Annotated in this window: 15 protein-coding genes; 9 read left to right on the top strand and 6 right to left on the bottom strand. The window is 35.8% G+C overall.

Translation table 11 applies throughout. The features are described from left to right. Positions 1-9 precede the first annotated feature (9 nt). Positions 10-2,025 (bottom strand): alpha-amylase family protein, encoded by a 2,016-nt coding sequence (locus FLP_RS11785; protein WP_065449705.1) that lies wholly within the window; start codon positions 2,023-2,025, stop codon positions 10-12. A gap of 789 nt (positions 2,026-2,814) precedes the next feature. On the opposite strand from FLP_RS11785, the gene FLP_RS11780 reads away from it, so the two are divergent. The 9 genes from FLP_RS11780 (at position 2,815) to FLP_RS11740 (ending at position 14,326) form a co-directional block, all read left to right on the top strand. Continuing rightward, on the top strand, positions 2,815-3,414 hold the full coding sequence (locus FLP_RS11780; RefSeq protein WP_065449704.1) for an RNA polymerase sigma-70 factor: 600 nt from the start codon (positions 2,815-2,817) through the stop codon (positions 3,412-3,414). A gap of 67 nt (positions 3,415-3,481) precedes the next feature. Then, a complete protein-coding gene (locus tag FLP_RS11775) occupies positions 3,482-4,585 on the top strand; it encodes a FecR family protein (RefSeq protein WP_065449703.1) in 1,104 nt (367 codons plus the stop codon). 10 nt (positions 4,586-4,595) lie between these two features. After that, a complete protein-coding gene (locus tag FLP_RS11770) occupies positions 4,596-7,955 on the top strand; it encodes a SusC/RagA family TonB-linked outer membrane protein (RefSeq protein ID WP_065449702.1) in 3,360 nt (1,119 codons plus the stop codon). Positions 7,956-7,959: 4 nt separating this feature from the next. Continuing rightward, a complete protein-coding gene (locus FLP_RS11765) occupies positions 7,960-9,417 on the top strand; it encodes a RagB/SusD family nutrient uptake outer membrane protein (protein WP_243397526.1) in 1,458 nt (485 codons plus the stop codon). A gap of 100 nt (positions 9,418-9,517) precedes the next feature. Continuing rightward, positions 9,518-10,867 carry a hypothetical protein gene (locus tag FLP_RS11760; RefSeq protein ID WP_123921668.1) on the top strand — a complete coding sequence of 450 codons (1,350 nt, stop codon included), beginning with the start codon at positions 9,518-9,520 and terminating at the stop codon, positions 10,865-10,867. 140 nt (positions 10,868-11,007) lie between these two features. After that, complete coding sequence (locus FLP_RS11755) at positions 11,008-12,150, top strand: cytochrome-c peroxidase (RefSeq protein ID WP_083195882.1); 1,143 nt, start codon at positions 11,008-11,010, stop codon at positions 12,148-12,150. Between the two features lie 369 nt (positions 12,151-12,519). Continuing rightward, the gene (locus FLP_RS11750) at positions 12,520-13,170 is read left to right on the top strand and encodes a VOC family protein (protein ID WP_065449699.1); all 651 of its coding nucleotides are present in this window, start codon (positions 12,520-12,522) and stop codon (positions 13,168-13,170) included. 62 nt (positions 13,171-13,232) lie between these two features. Continuing rightward, positions 13,233-13,631 carry a tautomerase family protein gene (locus tag FLP_RS11745; RefSeq protein WP_065449698.1) on the top strand — a complete coding sequence of 133 codons (399 nt, stop codon included), beginning with the start codon at positions 13,233-13,235 and terminating at the stop codon, positions 13,629-13,631. Between the two features lie 44 nt (positions 13,632-13,675). Continuing rightward, positions 13,676-14,326: a GNAT family N-acetyltransferase gene (locus FLP_RS11740; protein WP_089477438.1), complete on the top strand. Its 651-nt coding sequence runs from the start codon at positions 13,676-13,678 to the stop codon at positions 14,324-14,326. Positions 14,327-14,396: 70 nt separating this feature from the next. Here FLP_RS11740 and FLP_RS11735 read toward each other — a convergent pair whose 3' ends face one another. From FLP_RS11735 to FLP_RS11715, 5 genes are all read right to left on the bottom strand, one after another. Next, positions 14,397-16,403, bottom strand: a complete 2,007-nt coding sequence (locus FLP_RS11735) for a heavy metal translocating P-type ATPase (RefSeq protein ID WP_065449697.1) — start codon at positions 16,401-16,403, stop codon at positions 14,397-14,399. Positions 16,404-16,687: 284 nt separating this feature from the next. Continuing rightward, the gene (locus FLP_RS11730; RefSeq protein WP_243397527.1) at positions 16,688-17,875 is read right to left on the bottom strand and encodes an efflux RND transporter periplasmic adaptor subunit; all 1,188 of its coding nucleotides are present in this window, start codon (positions 17,873-17,875) and stop codon (positions 16,688-16,690) included. A gap of 145 nt (positions 17,876-18,020) precedes the next feature. Next, a complete protein-coding gene (locus FLP_RS11725) occupies positions 18,021-19,217 on the bottom strand; it encodes a TolC family protein (protein WP_243397528.1) in 1,197 nt (398 codons plus the stop codon). A 154-nt stretch (positions 19,218-19,371) separates the two neighbouring features. Continuing rightward, complete coding sequence (locus FLP_RS11720) at positions 19,372-22,554, bottom strand: efflux RND transporter permease subunit (RefSeq protein ID WP_065449695.1); 3,183 nt, start codon at positions 22,552-22,554, stop codon at positions 19,372-19,374. 96 nt (positions 22,555-22,650) lie between these two features. Beyond that, complete coding sequence (locus FLP_RS11715; protein WP_243397529.1) at positions 22,651-22,974, bottom strand: DUF6660 family protein; 324 nt, start codon at positions 22,972-22,974, stop codon at positions 22,651-22,653. Between the last annotated feature and the right edge of the window lie 52 nt (positions 22,975-23,026).

Here is a 23,026-nt window from a genome sequence, read left to right as displayed (position 1 = left end):
AGCATTCATTTAACGATTTACAATTTTAAATAAACGGGCATCTTTAGAACCAATACTTAAATTGATACTGTTGTTTTTTACGTCGATATTTTGAGCGGTAAAAACATCCTGCAGTTTATAGTTCCCCTTTTTCACGCCTAATCTTTCTAACGGAAGTGCATAGTTTTTAGGCATATTTCCGTAATTCAAAACAGCTATATACCAATTGTTGCCAATTTTTTGTTCGAAAACTTCGGTGGTTAATTTTCCTGTATTTCCTTCTACAGGACGGAATGCTACCCCATTTTCGACAATTTTAAGCATTTCTTTATTCTGTAACCATTCTTTTGCACGCTTGCTCCAGATTCCGTCTTTACTGTAATCGTCTCCCGTAATTAAAGTTCCTGTAATAACAGACGAAATTAATCTCGCACGGTTCTCTCCTTCTGTAACATCTGCAAAAACAACATGATCTGCATCGATATAATCATATGAATACGTTTGCCACCAACCATAATTGACACTGTTTAAGGTGTATTGTGTTTGCTCGATCGTTTTCCAGGCATCGCACGCAATACGACGAACGTGTGCGTAACGTGAAGTGGCCATATTGGGAGAAATCGCTGCGTAAATCAACATTTTTCCGTCTAAAGCATTGACCAAATGTTCCATTCCTACTTTATACGCCTGCATTCCTGTCGTTACCTCTTTATCATAAAACGAAGTAGATTCAGCGGCAGCGTGACCTAAAAAGTCGATTTTAATCATTTTAAAACCACATTCTTTTAGTTTATTGATCACATAATCAACACGTTTAAGCGTTCCCGGATGTGTAGGATCGATGGCGCGCGCACCATCAAAATCAAAATAAGTATTTCCGGTTTTCGTCCACATTTCGCCAAACGTATAATCACTTCCTTCGGCTTTACGATTTGGACCATCTTTCCATCCCCAATCTGTAAACGGTGCCCAATAGGCTCCCGGTTCTAAACCTTTCTTTTTGCAATAATCAGCAAATTCTTTTAGTTTACTAAAATCTCCTGTAAAACCACCTTTTACCATATTGTCCCAAAACGAGTCAAGGTCGATATATGCGGTATTACCAACACGGAATTCCGGAACCGAATTGGCAAAGAAATCTGCCACTTTCGTTGTATTTTCAAAATTGATTTTCTCCATCAAAACTCCCCAACTGTTCCAGCCTACCGGAGTTGGTTTGTCCCAGGCAAAAACATAGGGTTTCTCTACAATACGATTGGTTTTGGCATATTCTTCCATCCCATTTCTCCAGTCTGAATAATAGCCCACGAAAAACTTTGGAGAAGCTACTCTATCGCCCTTTACAATACCGTGCGCAATACTATCGCGTGTATTTTCTTTCTCTGAATATCCTGCCCAGGCAGAAAACGAAGCTTGTTTGTTTTCATTAATGGTTTTTACGGCACTTTTCCAAACGGTATGTTCAAGCGAACCTACAATAAAACCTTTTCGGGATGTATTATTGAATATAATTCCAACCTCACCACTTGTATTTTGAGCGATTGTATCTAATTTTTTAGAATTGTAACTAATAAAGGCATCATTATCATAAGGAACAAAAACCGTTTGCAGATTTTCTATTTTATCAAAAGCAATTTTTCCTAAATCTAATGGCGCAATATAATTGGTTGCTACTTTTTGTCCGTTGCCTAAAATTTCTAATTGAGTTATAAAATAGTCCTTATTGTTATAAGTTAAAAAACTTTGGACTACTGTAGGCTTGCTATTTTCTTTATAAGTAAGTGTATATTTTAGTCCTTTTCCTAAATCATCATTAATTGTTTCTTTCGCAAAAAGAGCATCAGGATATGAACTTATTGCAATTGTTTTTCCATTTACTACTACAGTCGCTTTTGCTCCGCTAAATACATTTACCCCGTGTTGAGTAACGGCAATAGTTTTCTGTTTTGCATCATAAGTAATTACACCGCTTTTACCAAAAGTCATCTTAATATTTTTTTGAGCCAATGCCGGAATGCAAAAAAATGACGTTAGTAAAACGGACATAAACAAGCTCTTTAGTAGGAAAGGATACTGTTTCATTAAATAAAAATTTAAGTTATTATACTATTCTATACTACAATGATACAAATTAAAATTTAGTTACCAATAGTTGAGTGGAAATTTTTTACCATATAAGTTATATAATTACCTATTAAAGGTCTTTCGCGCAATTTTATAGTTTGAATAAAAAGTTTTTTTCACCATATAAGTTATATAAGTTAACCTTAAGGTTGTATTGCATACTTTTTATAAATCAACGTTAAATATTGTGGAGAAATATAAAAATTAAATTTCCCAATTATTTTTTAACGCAGAGAACGCAAAGATTTTTCATCAACAAATTCTTTTAAAAGTACATAGGAGTCCGCAAAGCTAAATCGAAAGCTTTGCGAACTTTACCTTTTTATAAAAGCTAAGAATAATAAAAAACTTAGCGTTCTCTGCGATATTTTTCTCCTTCCTAAGGCTTTTATATTCATCATTATTTATTTCAACTTCATCAACAATGATTATTACTTATATGACCTTTCACGGTTCAAAATACACAAAGCTTATACTTACTTATATAACTTATATGGTAAAAACAAACACAAAGCAACATTAAACTTACTCATAACTTATAAGATAAACGCGTTTTTTACACTTATTCTGAATAATATTTTTTGAAACGATGTTTATTTGAATTTTATTTAGAATTAATATAAATAAACTTTTATATTTGCCGCTTTCTGTGCAAAAAAGGTCTTTTTATTAAATTGCCTATATTGCTTTCTAAAAAGTGATTCTTTTATAATGAATAATAATTCCAGTTTCGAACTACATCTTTTTGAATCTTTCAAAGAAGGAGACGAAACTGCTTTCACTTATTTTTACGATAAATACTTTCTAAGAATCACCGCTTTTAGTATTCAGTTTATTTATGATAAAGATGAAGCTGAAAATCTGGCGCAGGAAGCTCTTTTGTATTTGTGGCAAAACAAGGAAACTGTCGAATCGCTAAACGGTATCCAATCTTTTTTATATACTTATGCCAAATCGAAATGCCTGAATATGATTCGGCATAATAAGGTAAAGGATAAATTCAAGAGTGACGTTTTAAACCAAAAAGAAAGAGAACTGGATATCGAAATCTTAAACTCAGTGCAGTTTGATACTTTAGAATTGACCGAACTTGAACGTTTAATTCAGGAATCGATAAGCGATCTTCCGCCCAAAACCCGCGAAGTTTTTATAAAAAAACGTTTCGAAAATAAAAAAAATGCAGAAATCGCCGAAGAAATGCAAGTAACCTTAAAAGCTGTAGAAGCCCATATGACAAAGGCTTTGAAGATTTTAAAAACCAAATTATCAGATTATTTGTTCTTAATTTTTATCCTTATTTGTAATAATTAAAAATAAAAGGTAGGGTATTTTATTTCTGAAGTGTACTTAATAAAACGAGAAGTTCAAAAACTTAAATATGACATCGGAAATCATTTATAAATACCTTTCGAATGAAGCTTCAGAACAAGAAGTTCAACTGCTGTTTGAATGGATTGATGCTTCTGAAGAAAATAAAAAGCATTTTATCACGCTAAAGAAAACCTGGGCATTAACCGCACTTTCTGAAGATATTTCGACAGCATCAACTCAGGTAATTGCTATTCAGCCTAAAAAGAAAGCCATTCAGTATTTGAAATATGCTGCTGTATTCCTTGTTTTATGCGGATTAGTAAAAGTAGCTTTCGATTTTAATCAGAAAGCAAAATCTTCAAAAGAAATTGTTTTAGAATTAGCCGATGGCCGTTCTGAATATATTACAAAAGACAATCAGACGAAACTTGTAAATGACAAAGGCGATTTGATTGCGAAGAAATTTTCTAACCAAATTATTTATTTTGGAAAAGTTCAGGATCAGGAAGTGGTTTACAATACGCTAAAAGTACCTTACGGGAAAAAGTTTAAACTTACCCTTTCTGACGGGACTGTTGTGAGTTTAAATTCAGGAACTACCTTAAAGTATCCGGAACAATTTGGCATTAACGGAAAAAGAAATGTGTACTTAACCGGTGAAGCTTTTTTTGAAGTTGCCAAAGACAAAGAACATCCTTTTATTGTAAATGCTGATCAGGTTGATATTGAAGTTTTGGGAACGAAATTCAACGTAAGTGCTTATCCTGAAAACCCAAGTGTAAATGGTATTTTGGTAGAAGGAAGTATTGAGATGTATGAAGCCGACAACAAACTAAATGCAGTTTTGCTTCAGCCCAATCAAATGGCAACCTGGAACAATAACTCCAAAAAAATTACAACAAAAGAAGTTGACCCAGGCTTTTATTCGGCATGGACAAAAGGTGAACTTGCTTTTAAAGATACCCCATTCTCCACCATCGCTAAAATAATTCAGCGTACCTACGACGTTGAAATTATCAACGAAAATGCTGTTTTGGCCAGACAGAATTTTACAGGAACGATTAAAATTAGCGAATCCAGTGTCGAAAACATTTTAGAACTTCTAAAACGTGACACACCATTTAATTATTCCGTTAAAGGAAATACGATAACCATTACCAATCTTCCATAACTAAATAAACATGACTTTTACGATACACGATTTAAGGAAAATTCTATTTTTCCTAGCCTTGCTTTTATCCAGTTTTAAAGGTTTTTCTCAGAATAAAAACATCAGTTTACAGCTTAAAAACAAACCTATTAGTTTGATTATTAAAGCCATTGAAGAACAAACCGATTTTAGGATTATTTATAACGCCCGAAAAATTGATGCGGATCAACTGGCAGATATTAATGTTCAGAATGTAACTTTAGAAACTGCTTTAAAGCAATTATTTGCCGGTAAAAATATTTCATTTTATATCCAGAAAAAACAGGTTTTATTAACGAACGCTACTCCTGCTGCATCAGCTGCGACATCTTCTGATGAAAAAGAAAGATTCATTAGCGGAACGGTTTACACAGCCAAAGACAAACAGCCGCTTCCCGGAGCAACCATTCGTATAAAAGGAACCGGAATGGGCGCTATAACTGATTTTAACGGAAAATTTGTATATCAGTTAAAAGGAAACGACATCAACAATTTGGTGCTTGAAGTTGGATTTTTAGGAATGGAACCTCAATTACAAAAAGCAGATGACAAAAAGCAGTTTGTTTTTTATTTGAAAGAAGCTACAGATGAATTAAATCCGGTTGTGATTACGTCTTCTTATGGTACTACAAAGCTAAAGGAAGAGATTGTGGGAAGTATTTCTACATTATATGCAAAAGATATTGCTGTTGAGCAAGCTTCAGAAAGTATCGATAAAATGATTACGGGGCAAATTGCCGGTGTAATGGTCGAAAATACTTCTGGGGTTGGTGGTCCGGTCAAAATCAATATTCGTGGACAAGGAACATTATCTTCTTTAACCGGAGCAAAAACCGGAACTTCTACGCAGCCATTAATTATTATTGATGGTGTTGTAATGAGTGAAGAATATGCGATTGACGCTATCTCTTTTAACGGGAGTGGTGATACTTCCGAAGATTTAGCCAACCCATTAATGAAAATTGCTCCTGAAAATATTGAGACGATATCCGTTTTAAAAGATGCTGCCGCAGTGGGTATTTATGGTGCTGACGGTGCAAATGGCGTAATTTTAATTACAACCAAGAAAGGAAAAAAAGGAAAAACACAATTTGGTTTCTCTAACCAATTGGGAATTTCTTCTGCTATTAACAGAATTAAATATCTAAGTGGAGAACAATTTACTGAACTTAGAAATGATTACATGAAAAATACCACAACAGGGTATACTCCTGTTGCTTATAATGGTATAAATACAGATTGGTTCGAGGTTTTAAACAGAAGCGGAATATATAACAAATACAATTTTAATGTTTCGGGATCGACTTCAAAATTCTCCTATCGTACGAACGTAAGCTATTTAAAAATTGATGAACCTCAACTAGGTAATGATACCAAACAATTAAACGCAGGAATTAATCTGGGATTCAATTCAGGGAAATGGAGTGCCAACTTAATGCTGAATCCAAGTTACGTACAAAAAGATGCCCCAAATATCTTTTCTAGTTTTGCTTATTTGCCAACTCTCGCAGTTTACAATGCAGACGGTTCTTATGCAGATTTGGGAGTAAGCGGTATTACAAGAGGAAATCCGCTGGCTGCTATTGAACAAAATAAAAATCAGTCGCAGACATTTGGTCTTCTTGGAAGTTTAAATTTATCGTATCAGCTTAGTAAGGCTATAAAATTTTCGACGCTTTTCGGGATGGACTATACAGATAAAGAGCAGGATCGCTATTTTTCTGCTGCAAATGAAAGTGGTCAGTTTAATGGATCTTTTACACTTAACGGAATTTTGTATCCTGCATGGGGACGCCGAATTCTCAATCAACGAAATTCGACAAAATGGAACTGGCAGGGACAAGTTCTATTTAATAAACAATTAAACGAAAATCATGAAATTGATGGTGTCGCAGGTTTTGAATTATCTGAAGATAAAACAGATTTCAATTTTAAATCCGGAGTAGGATTTGTCAATCCGGATCAAATTAATAAAATCAGTGATGCTGTCAGAGATGATAATCCTGCAACTCCTTTGGTTGATGAATCTAAAGCCGGACAGAGTTCCAGAGGTGAAATTAGCTATAATTCGAGAGTTTCATTTCTATCTCAGGTGAATTATAACTATAAAAAACGTTATTATGTTTTAGCTAATTTAAGACGTGACGAAAGTTCTGTTTTTGGAGATGATACAAACGTTGCTCTTAATGGCGGCGCAGGTTTTAGTTGGATTACAAGCAATGAAAATTTCTTACAGTCAAGTACATGGATTGATTTCTTAAAATTTAAAGTGAGTTACGGTTCTACCGGAAATTCAAGAATTGGTTCTTACAGAGCGAAAGGTTTATATAATATTAGCCAAAACAATTATAACGGGTATATCGGAGCAACGACCGGTGCTGCTCCAAACGGGAATTTAAGCTGGGAAAAAAACACAAAATTTAATGTTGGTTTTGATTTTAATATTTTTAAACGAATCGAATTGACTTTAGAATATTATTATGACAACAAAACCGATTTAATTACAACAAGAGATATCCCAACAGAAACCGGATATAATTCTGTTCAGTTAAACGCCTCAAGCATGTATAATAAAGGTTTTGAATTGACTACCAGAATTAAATGGATAAAAAGTAATGCTTTTAAATGGACTACAACATTCAATATTTCTACAGTCGAAAGTAAAGTAACCGATCTAAAAGGTTTAGGAAGTGATTACGCTTTAGGAAATCTTGCCTTAGCACAAAAAATAGGCTATAGCACAACTACTTTATGGGGAATAAAATGGGTTGGAGTTGATCCCGCTACAGGTAGAGATCTTGTAGAAAAGGATGGGAAAATATACGATACCAAAACGTATAATGATTCTCATACTGTTGCAGACTGGGTACCAATTGGTGACACACAGGCAGATGCCTACGGAGGTTTTTATAACAGTTTTACATTTTATAATAATCTAACCTTATCTGTAAGAGGTGACTTTCAACTTGGAGGCGATGTCTTTGTTGGTGATGTTTATATTGACAAGTATTCCAATACTTTAAATAGAAATCTTTCTGTAAATGCATACGATTACTGGAGAAATCCAGGTGATAATGTTTCACAGTCAGCTGTAACATCTTCACCTATTACTCCTAATTTAAGTAAGTACATATATGACGGTACTTATGTCCGAATCAGCAATATTAATTTAAGTTATAATGTACCCCTAAAAAATACTTTTCTGGATGCTCTGTCTGTTTTTGCAGATGCTTCGAATGTGGCATATTGGTATAAGGAAAAAAGTCCGAAAGGAATGAACGGAATACGAGAATACAGTTTTATATATCCTCAGGCAAGAACAATCTCGCTGGGAGTTAATGCTAAATTTTAAAGAAATGAAATATTCAAAATACATCACACTTTTTTTCCTGATATTCTCACTACAAAGCTGCAGTGATTTCTTAGAACAGGAACCCGGAACTCAAACCTCTGTCGATGAGCTTTTGCAAAACAAGCAAGGAGTAGTAACTGCTTTAACCGGACTTTATACTGAGCTTGAAGCTAATGTAAAAAATGAACGTTTTGCTGTTTATGCTGATTTGCAAGGAGGAAATTTAAAATTTACCCCAACAGCTTCCGGAAGCAGCAGAGGACAAATTTCTCCATCAGGGAATATTGAGCAGGTTTATTCCTTTGATGATCTGGCGCTTACCAGTAATTACAAATCATTTTATGACGCAAGTTATGATATCATCAATCAGGCTAACTTAATTTTAGAATATACTCCCGCCCTAACCGATGCGACTGACGAAGAAAAGAAACAAATTAAAGCAGAAGCATTGACCATAAGAGCTTATGCACACTTTCTTTTATCGCAGGTTTACAGCCAAAATTATAGTTATACCTCAGATGCTTCTCATTTAGGGATTGTTTACAACACAAAATCAATAAAAGCAGGAATAGAATATCCCGAAAGAGAAACTGTAGCCAATACGTATAATTTAATTATAACCGATCTAAAAACAGCAATTGACAATTACTCTGTTTTAGTACTTTCAGGCCCAGTTTACTCTTATTTCAACCTTAACAGTGCAAAAGCGCTGCTGGCAAGAGTATATCTGCAAAAAAATGACTGGACAAATGCTTACGAAACTGCAAATGATGTCATCACAAATTCCGGGATTAGGTTAACAGAAAAAGAAAATTACCTTGCAGAATGGGCAAAAACAGATCTTCCGGTTTCTGAAATTTTATTAGAATTTTCGATTCCAAGAGATTCAGAAGGTATTGCCGGCAATTCTATGTCAAGTTATTTTGGATATACTTCGGCAACCAGTTACAATAAATATGTTGCTTCTGATGATTTGGTTACTCTTTATGAAAATACAGATTTAAGAAAACAACTATTACTTACACAATCACTTCAAACATTAGTAAATGGCGTTCTTACTTCTGTGAATTACAACTTCACTAAAAAATTCCAAAATAATGCCGGTTATGTTGCTTTTAGATTAAGCGAAATGTATTTAATCCGCGCCGAAGCAGCTTTAGAAACCAATAAACCAGGTGAAGCAATGGCAGATATTAATAGTATTCGCGCCCGTGCAAATGCGACTTTGCTAACCAATACAGCCAATCTTAAAGAAAATATTCTTTTAGAAAGAAGAAAAGAACTTTGTTTTGAAGGCCATTTATTCTTTGATCTCGTACGCAATCATAAAAATATTTCCAGAAATGACGGTTGTATTTCTACTAGTTGCAGTGTGGCATATCCTTCTTTAAAATTTGTTCTGCCAATACCAACGTTCAACACTAATCTTAACCCTAACTTACAACAAAATGACTCGTATTAAGATATTTAGCATATTGTTTATAGCTCTATTAATAACTTCTTGCTCCAAAGACGATTATAAATTAGGTTCTGAGATAGATCCTTTTTTAAGGTTTAATTTTTTGGCAAAAGATAACGTGCCTTTAGAATATCCTTCTGTAAACGGAAGTCTGGCACCTCAATCTACTTATGTAAACAGCTCTGTAAAAACGTTAAAAGTTCCGGTTGCCTTAACAACCCGTAATCTTAAAAGTGCTGTAACGGCCAATTTTAGTGCAGTTTCATCGACTGGCGATAACGAAATCTTTACAGCAAACCCGGTCAGTCAATTAGTATTTGAAGGAAACAAAGTAACGGATACCATTTTTGTTTCTTTTGATAAAAGATGGACGGACAATCAAAGTATCACTTTAAAATTAGAAACGGTATCTGATCCTGCAGTTCATATCGGAAACCTGAATACAGAATATCCAAATGATACTTTCAAAATTGATTTAGGTGAAATTAAAACCAATTATACTTTTCCGGTTAATCAATATGTAATACAAGGCGTAGTTGGCGAGACAATCGATTTTAAAGTAAATTTCCCTAACGGATTTTTTCCTTCTGAAATAGAGAATGCTTCAATTTTTAAATTTCAAAATGGTTTCGAATACGCCCTTACTCATGATGATTATGGAGATAACAGAAGTTCTGTAACTTATCATTTGACATTGCTGGAAGATCTTCAGAATGATGATGCGCGTTATGAGTCAAAAATAACCTTAGTAAATATTCCAAATTACAATGCAACCGGAAGCATTAACTTAACAATTGTAAAACCAACAAAATCACCACGGGATTTACAGGCATATCCCGCGTCAAAGTTTACAGATCCTACGAATGCTTTTTATTTAACCTACGGCGAACACTGGTTTAACAACAACGGAAATTGCACATGGCAGACTTTTAATGCTTTAACCTTTCCTGTTGTGGTAACGAAGGACAATGAGAATGCAATACTTTACAGCGATAAAGGAACAGCAAATCCTAATGACGATGTGTACCACGATGCCTTTAAAATTGGATTTAATGTTGCTACCGGAACAAATACAATAAACTCTTTTGGCTTAAAAAGATGGTTCTCAAACGAAAGTGGATCTGCTGCTATTTCTCCGGGATTTAATATTACTTCTGCTTTAGAATTTTTTCCCGAAAACGGAAACAGCAAAACGCAGGGAACCGTATTGGTGATTCCGCAGGATTTAACTATTGGATCCAGTGCCTCAAATACTCACATCATTGCAATTTCAGGTGAAGGTACTTATAAGGAAATCAGTGCCGGTTTGTTTGAAATCTCATTTGAGCTAAAACTCACAAACGATAAACTCTTTGGAGGAACCGTTTCGACACAATACAGAATGTATAATAATAGAGTTTATCCAAAACCAACAGCTTTAAGTATCCCGTGTCCTAAGGAAGTTACGCTTTAGATTTTAGTCGCAGTCGCAGTCGCAGTCGCACTAACTTTGTCAAAGTTTAAAACTTTGACAAAGTTTTTTGAAAACGCAAACTGGGACTGAGACTGAAAACGGACTTGAAACCTGAAACAAATCAAACAAAAACAAAAGAATTGAAAAAACTAATCCTCCCACTCCTATTACTCTTGAGTTTAACGGCTTATAAAAGCGTTGAACAGCCTGATTATATAGACATTCAGGAATTGCGAAAATTATATTCCAGCGGAGATGCTACGAAATGGCCGGCAGCGGAACTACACGAAAATGTCGATAAAGCTACATTTCAGGATATCGGCGTGCTTCCTGCTGTTCCGTATCCGGATTATAACCGATACTCGAAAGAAAAAGAAAGTCTGGGTAAAATATTATTTTTTGATCCCAGATTGTCTCTTAGCGGACAAATTGCCTGCGCTTCGTGCCATAATCCTGAATTGGGCTGGACAGATAATTTAACGCGTTCTTTTGGTCACGATCGCCAAACGGGGAAACGTAATTCGATGACGATTTTAAACTCGGCGTATGCCACATCCTTATTTTGGGACGGACGAGCAAAGAGTTTGGAAGATCAGGCGCAATTCCCGATTGGAGATCCGCTTGAAATGAATGAAAAACTGACAATTGCCGTTGATAAAATCGCTAAAATAAAAGGTTACAATCCTCTTTTTACTGAGGCTTTTGGAGACAAAAAAGTTAATCTGCAAAGAATACAATACGCCATTGCAACTTTCGAAAGATCGATTAATAGCCCGAAAAGTAAATTTGATAATTTCATTAGCGGAAAGTCTGAAGCCTATACAGATGCTCAGGTAAAAGGCCTGCATTTATTCAGAACCAAAGCGCAATGCATCAATTGCCATAATACGCCTTATTTCAGTGACAATCAGTTTCATAATGACGGTCAAACTTTATTCGGAACAAAAAATGAAGATTTCGGACGCTATAATGTGACCAAAGATGTAAAAGACATTGGCAAATTCAGAACGCCAACATTGCGTGAAGTGGCCAATACAAAACCCTGGATGCATCACGGACATTTCCCGACTTTACTGGATGTGGTGGAATTGTACAACTTAGGAAACCCGTCTCCTGTTCAGAAAAAATATCTGGGAACAGCGAGAGATTCATTAATTCCAAAAGCAGATCCTATGCTTAAAAAACTGAATTTAAACAAAGAAGAAATCAGCGATCTTTTGGCTTTTATAGAAACTTTGAGTACACCAACACGAAGAATTATGACGCCAACAATGCCGAAATAAAAATGATTTGCAAATTGCCCCAAAGTTTTCAAATATACAAAGCCTGTTTCTTTTATGAAATGGGCTTTTTTTTATTTTAAACACATAGAAACATAGCTCAACTAAATGCAGAAAGACGTTTCACTAAAAATAAATCTCATAGCACTTTGTGAAAAAATCATGATTTTCTAAAAGTATCTAAATTGCAGTTTTAAATCTATGTTTCTATGTGTTTAAAAAATTAGGCATTACAATAAGATAAACTTTAATCATAATTTACTATCCTTTCATTGAAGTATAAAATAGCTTGTGAATCGTAATCCTTCTATCATTTCTTAAATTTGTTTGAAACGAAAGAAGCTTTTTTTTCTTCTTATAAAAAATACCATCATGAAGTTAGAACATATTCAAATTCAATCTAGCGATATACAACAAACTGCCACTTTTTATAAAGACATTCTTGATCTTCCTATTATAGAAAAAACCAAAAATTCGGTGAGCATTCAGGCAGGCAATTCGGTTCTTGAATTCTTAGAAAATCCTGAGTTTAAATCTATTTATCACTTTGCTTTCAATATTCCGGAAAACAAGTTAGACGAAGCCATTGATTGGTGTAAAAGCAAAGTAGATTTAATTTTTATTGAAGATCAAAAAGTCATTACCAATTTCGAAAACTGGAATGCCAATGCGGTTTATTTCTACGACAATAATGGCAATTTATTAGAATTTATTGCCCGACACGATCTTGATAATGCGCAAACAGAAGCATTCAGTTCTAAAGCTATTTTAAATATTAGTGAAATTGGAATCGTAAATGAAAATCCATTAAAATTAGGAAATCAATTAATCGAAGAACATGGATTAGATTTTTTTAGCAAGAATGACAATACCGATCTCTTCTCAGCTGTTGGTGATGATGAAGGTTTACTAATTATCGTGAAACCAGATCGAAATTGGTATCCTACGCAAACACCTTCTGAAAGTAATAAAACAGCCGTTAGAATTGAGAATAAAGGGAATAAAATAGAATTAAATTTTTAATACGATTCTTATTTCCATCGCTTACTATTCCTTATTTTTATAAAAATTTAAATTTCAAAAAAATGCCATTCGTTAGAATCAGTCTTCCCAAAAAGCTTTCATTAGAAACAAAAAATACTATTTCAGCATCTATTCATGAATCTTTAATAGCCGAATTTAATATCCCAAAAGACGATTATTTTCATGTCATTGAAGAACTGGAACCGCATCAGATAAAATATCCTGAAAGTTATCTTGGGATTTCACATTCTGAAGATATTATTTACGTGCAAATTACGGCAGGACAAGGAAGAACCTTAGAACAAAAGAAAAAATTATACCATCAGATTACGACACGAATTTCGACCTCAACCGAGATTTTAATCAATAATGTCATTATTGTTTTATTAGAAAATAATGGTTTAGAGAATTGGTCTTTTGGTAACGGAGAAATTCAGATTCCAACGCATTTGAAAAAATAATTATACAGATTGCTTTTATAACTTTATAATTCCGGTTTTAGCATATGATTAAAAAAAATATTCTTCGTAGTATTTTAGAAAAATGGCTGACAGCCTGGTCATTATCAAGAAAATTGCCATTACCTGAAAGATACAAATCAGGATTTAAGGTTGAAGTTGGTTATCCTAATCAAAAAAGACGCTTTGTATTTGCTGAACTGAATAATGATTTTCTTGAATTATCAAAATCTATTGATGAACCCGGTATTTTCTTAAAAGTTTGTTCTTCGCCTGATGAATTTAAAAATCAAATACATCCCAAATGGATTATTCAGCCTCAAGGATATATGATGGCTTGTTTTCATCAAATGGATTTTCGGAACTGTACTTTAAGTGATAATTATAAGCTGGAATTTGAACATTACAATGCTACTTATCTTGTTCGAATTGTAACGAAACAGGGAGAGCTAGCCTCAACAGGACATGTTGTTCTTGTTGATGATGTAGCAATTTACGATAGAATCTCGACTGGATCTAATCATAAAAGGATTGGTCTTGCCTCTTTCCTGATGAAAGAACTTGAAAAGATTGCATTAGCGAATGATGTACATCATAATTTTTTAGTAGCCACAGAAGAAGGTAAAGCATTCTACGAGTCTTTGGGATGGGAAATGTATAGTTTGTATACGTCGGTTGTTATTCCTGAATACGAGTAAAAAATCACATTTAAATATAAAAGCCGTCTCAAATTGTATTTGAAACGGCTTCTTTATAGCTTTTTTTAATTTAAAACTTCATTTTCTGAATCCTTACGGCATTTAATATCGCCAGCAACGCTACTCCAACATCGGCAAAAACAGCTTCCCACATTGTGGCAAGTCCGCCGGCTCCCAGAATCAGTACAAAAGCTTTTACGACAAAAGCCAACGTGATATTTTGCCAGACAATTTTTTTGGTTTGTTTCCCGATATTTATCGCCATCGCAATTTTACTTGGTTTATCGTCCTGAATCACAACATCGGCGGTTTCGATCGTGGCATCGCTTCCTAAACCTCCCATTGCGATACCCACGGTACTTAAGGCTATTACAGGCGCATCATTTACTCCATCTCCAACAAAAGCAACGGTTTCGTTTTTGGCTTTAATCTCGTTGAGTTTATTCACTTTATCTTCCGGAAGCAAATCTCCAAAAGCATTTGTGATGCCTAATTTATCCGCAACAAATTGTACCACATTGGTTTTGTCGCCACTTAGCATGGTTACTTTAACGCCTAATGCTTTTAGTTTGCTTACTGCCTGCTGCGCATCTTCTTTAATTTCATCGGCAATGGTCAAATATCCTGCGAACTTGTTATCGTACGCAATGGCAATCGTCGTATAAACAACCGAATTTGGATCAATATCATATGAAATCTTGAATTTATCCATCAATTTGAAATTCCCCACATGCAATTCTTTTCCGTTGATCTCGGCTTTTAAACCATGTCCGGAAATTTCCTCCACGTTTTTCAACTCAACTGAAGCATCAATCTGCCCCACGTGATTGTGAATTGCCGTTGCAACGGGATGCGTACTTTGGCTTTCGAGAACATTAACGAGTTTCAGAATCTCGGCTTTATCAAAACCTTCCTGAATAATAACTTCCTGAACTTTAAAAACACCTTCAGTCATGGTTCCGGTTTTATCCATTACAACATTCTGAATGGTTGAAATACTATCGAGGAAATTACTTCCTTTAAACAGAATTCCGTTTTTACTCGCCGCGCCAATTCCGCCAAAATATCCTAACGGAATACTAATTACCAAGGCACAAGGACATGAAATTACCAGAAAAACCAAAGCTCTGTACAGCCATTGGCTAAAGACATAATTATCTACAAAAAGCATCGGCAACAAACAAATCGCAATTGCCAGATACACTACAATTGGCGTATAAATCTTGGCAAATTTCCTGATAAACAATTCGGCAGGCGCTTTTTTGGTCGTGGCATTTTGTACCATTTCCAGAATCTTAGACAATTTACTGTCTTTATAAGCCGTAGTTACTTTTACCAGTGCAATCGTATTTCCGTTGATCATTCCGGCCAGAACTGTTTCTCCTTTTACTTTGGTATCAGGTTTACTTTCACCAGTTAATGCCGCCGTATTAAACGAAGCAGTATCCGATAATAATTCGCCATCCAGACCTAATTTTTCTCCCGCTTTAAGCTGAATTACAGATCCTATCACAACATCGGCCGCTTTTACTTTTGTGGCAACATTATTTTCTAAAACATTGACTTCGTCCGGACGTTGATCCAGTAAACTTTTAATATTCGATTTCGCACGGCTTACCGCCAATCCCTGAAAATTTTCTCCAATGGTATAAAACAGCATTACGGCAACACCTTCGGGATATTCGCCTATTGCGAAAGCACCAATTGTCGCAATGCACATCAGGAAAAATTCTGAAAAAACGTCGCCTTTCATAATGCTTTCGTACGCTTCTCTCAAAACCGGAAGTCCAACCGGTAAATAAGCCACGATATACCAGGCAATTCGAACATAACCCGTAAACCAGGTCTGCGGAAAATAATTGTCAAGCCCAATACCGATAAGCAATAAAACAAAGGAGATTATTGCGGGTAAAAATAATTTCAACAAACTGCCCTCAGCATTATGTTCATGATCGTGTCCGTCTCCGTGATCGTGTCCGTCATTATCAGAATGAACAGGTTCGTCATGTGAGCAACAGCAGGCAGATTGTTTCGGTTTCTTTTTTGTTATTTTTTCTTCTGTATGTATGTGTTCCATAAAATGAGTATCAAGTTTTATTTTTTCAAGTTTAAAGTTTTAAACTTTGTTTAAATAGGTTCTAAATTTACGGATTTTGAGCCAATTGTCTATAAGTAGCGTTTTATTTAATCTTGCAAAGACGCAGAGTCGCAAAGTTTTTTAAGTTTCTTTTGATTTTCTATATTAAAACTTAAAAAGATAATACTAGAAAATTTTGCGCCTCTGCGCCTTTGCGAGTAAATGCTACACCAGCTAAAAAAACTTAGCGTCTTAGCATCTCAACCACTTAGCTCCTAAAAAATTTAGTGACTATGCTCTCCTCCGCCTTTCATGGCCGAAAGCAGATAAAAAGCGCCTTTGGTCACAATCTTCGCATCCGGATCAATTTTATCTACAAATTTCACTTCGGTAAAGCCTAAATCTGTTGTTCCGGGAATTACTTCAATGGCTTTAAAATGAATTTCCTTTTCATGTACTGCACCTTTTTCCTCTTTTCCTTCTTCATGTTGATGGTCGTCTTTATGATCATCTTCCTGAACAAAAACAAAATACTTATCTGCGTTTCGCACTACAGCATCTTTTGGCAATGCGGGCACGGTAGCATTTATGATATTAATATTGGCCGAAACATACATTCCCGGAATCAGTCCTTTTGCATCATCTGATTCGATTTTGGCATGAACGGCAACGGTTTTACTTTCGTTAGAAAATGATTTATTGATTCCGAATATCTTTCCTTTTATCGATTTGTTCGACTGATTTGTCAGTACAAAATCAATAACTTGTCCGATCGAAATAGAACCTAAATCTTTCTCATACACATTCAGATCCAAATGCATCTGGCTATTATCGACTACTTCAAACAATGTGATTCCGGTTAGCGCATACGCTCCTTTTGCAATTTTGATGTTCCCCACATAACCGCTTATTGGCGCTACAATAGGTACCAGCGAAGTACTGCCTTTTGCACTTACATGCAAGGCATCCAATTTATTTTTTGCTGCCTGTGCTCTCGCTCTTTCTGCTGCCAATTTTGATTTTACTTCCTGAAAAACTTTCCTTGGGTTTACATTTTCATCGCTTAAGGTTTTCTGGCGATTGTATTCTAATTGCAGATATTCGATATTGGCTGTCGCCGAATGATAATCTTCCTGCATTTCGATCACTTCCAGATTCTGAATCGTCGCCAAAACTTTTCCTTTGTTGACATAAGTGCCTTCGAGAACAAAAATATCCTTCACGGTTCCTCCTATCAAAGTCGAAACTTCGGCAGAGTTTTGCGGCGGAACTGTAGTATAACCGTTGGCTTTTATGACTTTATTCAGATTTCTGTTTTCTACAAATCCAGTTTCGATTCCTACGGTTTTGTATTGTGATTCGTTTAAAGCGACTTCTGTTTGCGAACTTTCTTCTTCCTGAGATTCTTCTGCTTTCTTTTCATTACAGCTTATTAAGGTAAGCGCAAATATTATAAAATAAAGAAAGCGCATATTTTTTACCACAAAGTTCACAAAGGGAGAACAACACAGAGTACACAAAGAGTTTAAACTTTGTGGACTTTGCGAAAACTCCTTCGCGTTCTCTGTGGTTAAATTAAGCTCCTTTGCGGTTAAGTTTTTAACTATATTTTTCATTTTAATTGTTTTTAATAGTTGGAAATTGCAGCTCGATTGCACTTTGATTAAAAGTATGGGTTGCTTCTGTATATTGTTTTTTAATATCAATTGCCTGATTCAAAAAACTGATGTATGCCCAATAACTCATATCGCCATTTGCATAACTTTTTTGTGCCGTACTGATGATCTGATCGGCGTACTGCAATCCTTCTTTTTGATAATACTCTAATGCTTTTTGCTGTTTACTGAAATTATTTTCTAATTCTTGTTTTTGCAGATTGAGCGTTAATTTATTTTTATCTAAAGCCAATTCTGACTGCGCAATACTGATTTCTGATGCTTTGGCTTTCGCCGAATTTACGCCCCCAAACAACGGAATTTGCAATCCGGCAGTAAACCCCTGAAACAACGATTCGGTGTTGATGGTTTGCGCAAAATATCCCAATCCCAGTTTAGGCGTTCGCATTGCTTTGTGCGTATTGGCTTCTTTTTGATATACCGAAATCTGCTGTTGGTAATAATCGGTCATTAAAACTTCTGCTTTTGGGTTTGATGCTTCTTGCAGCATAATATATTGCAACGATGTTGTATCATCCGGAATTATATTTTCATCGGTCTGAACAAAAAATTGCAATTGCCTTTGGTAAATCGCCAAATCATATTCTAATTGTGCTTTTTGCGTTTCGATCTCTTTTACTTTCGCTTTAGCGCTGATTACTTCGATATTACCGCTTTCTCCGGTTTGAAAACGGAGTTCGGCATTCTTTAGGAATTTGGTGTAAATATCATTGAGTTCCGAGTTCAATTTCTGAATCGAAACGCCGTACAAATATTGGTAATACGACAAGGTTACGGCTTTTTCTATTTCGTAAGCAGATAAAGCTTTTCGTTTTTCAGCCAGTTTTACCAACTCTTCCTGCAATTGACGATTGGCTTTTGTAATGTTTCCCATTGGGAAAAATTGCTGAACCGAAACGTTGTGGTCGTAATCGGCACTGTTGAATTGTCCGCCCTGATATTGTACTTGGAGTGGATCGGGCTGAAATGCAGTCTTTTTTAAAACGGTTTGTTTTTCTATTTCCTTATCGGCAATTTTTAAGTCTATGTTGTTTGATTTGGCAAGTGCTATGGCTTTTTCTAAGCTTATTTTTTCTTGTGCCTGCGAAAGCGTGCTAACCAATAAGAATATGCTTAACCACAAAGTTTTATTTGCCAATTGGGCTGGATTTAACCGCAAAGAGCGCAAAGGATTCGCAAAGTTCACAAAGGCTTTTGAATACGGTAAAAAAAGTTTTAAAAGCAAAGTTCGCAAAACTATTTTTGCAAAGTTCGCAAAAGGTTTGATGTTTATATTATTTCGTGTTTTCATTTTAATCTTTTTTTTTCTTTGTATCCTCTGTGAAAAACTTAGCGTTCTCTGTGGTTAAATCTTCATTGCGTTCTTTGCTGTTAAATTTCTCCAGCATTAAATACAAAATCGGTAAAACGATCAGTGTCAATAAGGTTGCAGAGAATAAACCTCCAATAACTACGGTTGCCAAAGGTTTTTGCACCTCTGCTCCGCCGCTTGTTGACAATGCCATTGGCAAAAATCCTAAAGAAGCTACGGCTGCTGTCATTAAAACGGGACGTAATCTGGTTTTGGTTCCAATTAAAACTCTTTGCAGCGGATCTAATATTCCTTCTGTTTTTAATTGATTGAAGTAGGATATTAATACAATTCCGTTTAAAACCGCGATTCCGAAGAGGGCAATAAAACCAATTCCTGCCGAAATACTAAACGGCATTCCCCGCAGCCAGAGGGCAAAAACACCACCAATGGCAGATAATGGAATGGCGGTAAAAATTAATGCTGCTTGTTTGAAACTTTTAAAAGTGAAATAAAGCAACACTAATATTAATCCCAGTGCTATTGGCAGCGCGATCGAAAGTCGTTTTGTCGCTTCGATTAAATTCTCGAATTGTCCGCCGTAGGTGACGTAATAACCTGCAGGAAGTGTAAAGTTCTTATCCAGTTTTAGCTGAATTTCCTCTACTACACTTTTTATATCGCGGCCGCGAACGTTTAATCCAACGGTGATTCTGCGCTTTCCGTCTTCACGAACTACTTGTACCGGACCTTGTTCATAATCCACTGTGGCCACTTGTGAAAGCGGTACTTGCTGACCGTTTGGTAAAGGGATAAACAAATTACTTACATCGGTAATATCAGCTCGATTGTCCTGATTCATTCGCACAACGACATCAAATCTCTTGCTTTCATCGTAAATTTTTCCGGCACTTTCTCCCGCAAATGATGAACGTATAATTTGATTGATATCCGAAATATTCAATCCGTATAAGGCAATTTTATTGTAATCGTATTTGATGGTGATTTGCGGTAAACCGGTTACTTTATCGGCTTTTAGATCTCCAATTCCTTCGATATTTTTTATCTTCGAAATTAACTCGGCAGCTTTGGCATCAAGGATTTCCAGATCATCACCAAAAATTTTGATGGCAATATCGCTTCGGCTTCCGGTCATTAATTCGTTGAAACGCATTTGTATGGGTTGCGAAATTTCAATGTTGGCACCCGGAATCACTTCCATTTCTTCTTTCATGGCATTAGCCAATTCTTCCCAATTGTGGTATTTTCGACCCCATTCTTTTTTGTCTTTTAAAACAATAATTAAATCCCCGCTTTCAATAGGCATTGGATCTGTTGGAATTTCTCCGCTTCCTATTTTGGTAACGATAGTTTTTATTTCAGGAAACTTAGCTTTTAATATTTGTTCGTATTTTGTGGTCGTTTCAACCATCTGCGTCAGCGAACTTCCGGTCATGATGGTGGCGTTTATAGCCAGATCACCTTCTTCGATCGTTGGGATAAATTCACCTCCCATACTATTAAAGACAATTAATCCAAAGGCAAATAAACCAACTGATATTCCCAGAACAATCTTTTTAAATTGAAGTGCTTTTTCTAATAATGGTGTATAAAAGGCCTCTAAACGAGCCATCATTCTGTCACTGAAGTTTTCTTTGTGTTCTGTATTTTTAGATAAGAATAAAGCGCTCATCATAGGTACATAAGTCAGCGAAAGCACAAATGCTCCGGCAACGGCAAAACCAACGGTCATAGCCATCGGTTTGAACATTTTTCCTTCGGTTCCGACCAAAGCTAGGATTGGCAGATAAACAATTAAAATGATGATTTCTCCAAAGGCCGCACTGTTTCTGATTTTCGAAGCCGAATTGTAGACTTCTACATCCATTTCGCTTTGCGATAATTCTTTTTTTCGTTTCAATTGCTGCAAATGATGCATCGTAGCTTCGACAATAATGACTGCTCCATCGACAATGATTCCAAAGTCGATTGCGCCCAAACTCATTAAGTTTCCGCTTACGCCAAAGGCATTCATTAATATAATAGCAAAAAGCATGGCTAACGGAATTACCGAAGCCACGATTAAACCGGCACGAAGATTACCAAGAAATAAAATCAGGACAAAAATCACGATCAGAGCGCCTTCAAGTAAATTTTTTGTGACCGTTCCTATTGCATTATCTACTAGTTTTCCGCGGTCAATAAAAGCTTCGGCCACTACGCCTTCGGGCAAACTTTTATTGATCTGAATCATTCTTTCTTTGATTCTATCTACCACTGCGCTGGAGTTTTCACCTTTTAACATCAACACCATTCCGGAAACAATTTCTCCTTTTCCGTCTTTGGTTGATGCTCCGTAACGCAATGCAACGCCTTCGCGAACCTGGGCAACATCGCGCACTAAAACGGGAGAACCATTTCGGTTTTTAACCACTACGTTTCCTAAATCTTGTACTCCTTTTGCCATTCCGACACCGCGGATAAAGTACGCCAGCTGATCTTTTTCGATATAAGCACCGCCCGTATTTTGGTTGTTTTTTTCTAAAGCATCAAAAATCTCTGTGATCGTCACACCCAGACTATTTAAGGTATTGGGGTTTACAGCAATTTCGTATTGTTTTAGTTTTCCGCCCCAGGTACTTACATCTGCAACACCTTTAACACCCTGCAATTGCGGAATAATAATCCAATCCTGAATGGTTCTTAGTTTTACCGCGTCGTATTGGTTTTCATAGCCTTTTTTGGCGTAAACATCGTATTGGTAAATTTCGCCTAAACCTGTGGTAATAGGCGCTAATTCAGGCGATCCTGCATAATCAGGAATGTTTTCTTCAGCTTGTTTTAAGCGCTGAAATATCTGTTCTCTTGCCCAGTAAATATCGACATCGTCCTCGAAAACAACGGTAACAACCGAGAGTCCGAAACGCGAAATACTACGGAGTTCTATAATATCCGGAACTGTTTTTACCGCTTGTTCCAGTGGATACGTTATGAGTTGTTCGACTTCCTGGCTGGCCAAAGTAGGTGCCGTTGTGATGATCTGTACCTGATTATTGGTGATATCCGGTAAAGCATCCAGTGGTAAGTGTTTGAGCGAATAGCTTCCCCAAGCTATTAATACAAGGGTAAATAACAGTATAACGAACTTATTCTTTATACTGAATTGTATGATTTTATCTAACATTTTAAGGTATAATGACGTGAGAAATTAGGCACATTTCTGCCTATTACTTCTGTGGAAAATCCACAACTCTCTAACCTGAAATTAATCAGGCAATCATTATGCTATTTGAGGGGGCTGCCAAATACTTCCGTAGAAATTGGAAGCAAAAACAGAATTGTAATTGGGTAATGGTATCGAAATAATGAGATGTGAGACAGGAAATTCAAAATTCAAATGCGCCTGATAACTTAAAACCTGCGCGCCACAACAGTTACAGGCGCAAAAAGGAGAACACAAATCATTGTCTTTATCGTGCGTATGATGTGCTTCTGATGAAAATTGTGCTGTTTTATGAGCAGCACTATTTACTTCCATATCTGCACAAGGCATATTGGAGAGCGCCATTAAATAAATCGATAATATGATTGTTATCCATTTCACAACACAAAAGTAAGATATATTTCTATTATAAAAATCTAAATATTTGAAAATG

Origin of the sequence: Flavobacterium piscis, from assembly GCF_001686925.1 — a bacterium.
Lineage (GTDB): Bacteria > Bacteroidota > Bacteroidia > Flavobacteriales > Flavobacteriaceae > Flavobacterium > Flavobacterium piscis.
The sequence above is the reverse complement of the archived record's forward strand: the minus strand, read 5'-3'. Positions and strand labels throughout refer to the sequence as shown.

Coding starts and splice junctions, on each gene's coding strand:
- FLP_RS11785 (WP_065449705.1), bottom strand. CDS start 2,025: ATGTCCGTTTTACTAACGTCATTTTTTTGCATTCCGGCATTGGCTCAA.
- FLP_RS11780 (WP_065449704.1), top strand. CDS start 2,815: ATGAATAATAATTCCAGTTTCGAACTACATCTTTTTGAATCTTTCAAA.
- FLP_RS11775 (WP_065449703.1), top strand. CDS start 3,482: ATGACATCGGAAATCATTTATAAATACCTTTCGAATGAAGCTTCAGAA.
- FLP_RS11770 (WP_065449702.1), top strand. CDS start 4,596: ATGACTTTTACGATACACGATTTAAGGAAAATTCTATTTTTCCTAGCC.
- FLP_RS11765 (WP_243397526.1), top strand. CDS start 7,960: ATGAAATATTCAAAATACATCACACTTTTTTTCCTGATATTCTCACTA.
- FLP_RS11750 (WP_065449699.1), top strand. CDS start 12,520: ATGAAGTTAGAACATATTCAAATTCAATCTAGCGATATACAACAAACT.
- FLP_RS11745 (WP_065449698.1), top strand. CDS start 13,233: ATGCCATTCGTTAGAATCAGTCTTCCCAAAAAGCTTTCATTAGAAACA.
- FLP_RS11740 (WP_089477438.1), top strand. CDS start 13,676: ATGATTAAAAAAAATATTCTTCGTAGTATTTTAGAAAAATGGCTGACA.
- FLP_RS11735 (WP_065449697.1), bottom strand. CDS start 16,403: ATGGAACACATACATACAGAAGAAAAAATAACAAAAAAGAAACCGAAA.
- FLP_RS11730 (WP_243397527.1), bottom strand. CDS start 17,875: ATGCGCTTTCTTTATTTTATAATATTTGCGCTTACCTTAATAAGCTGT.
- FLP_RS11720 (WP_065449695.1), bottom strand. CDS start 22,554: ATGTTAGATAAAATCATACAATTCAGTATAAAGAATAAGTTCGTTATA.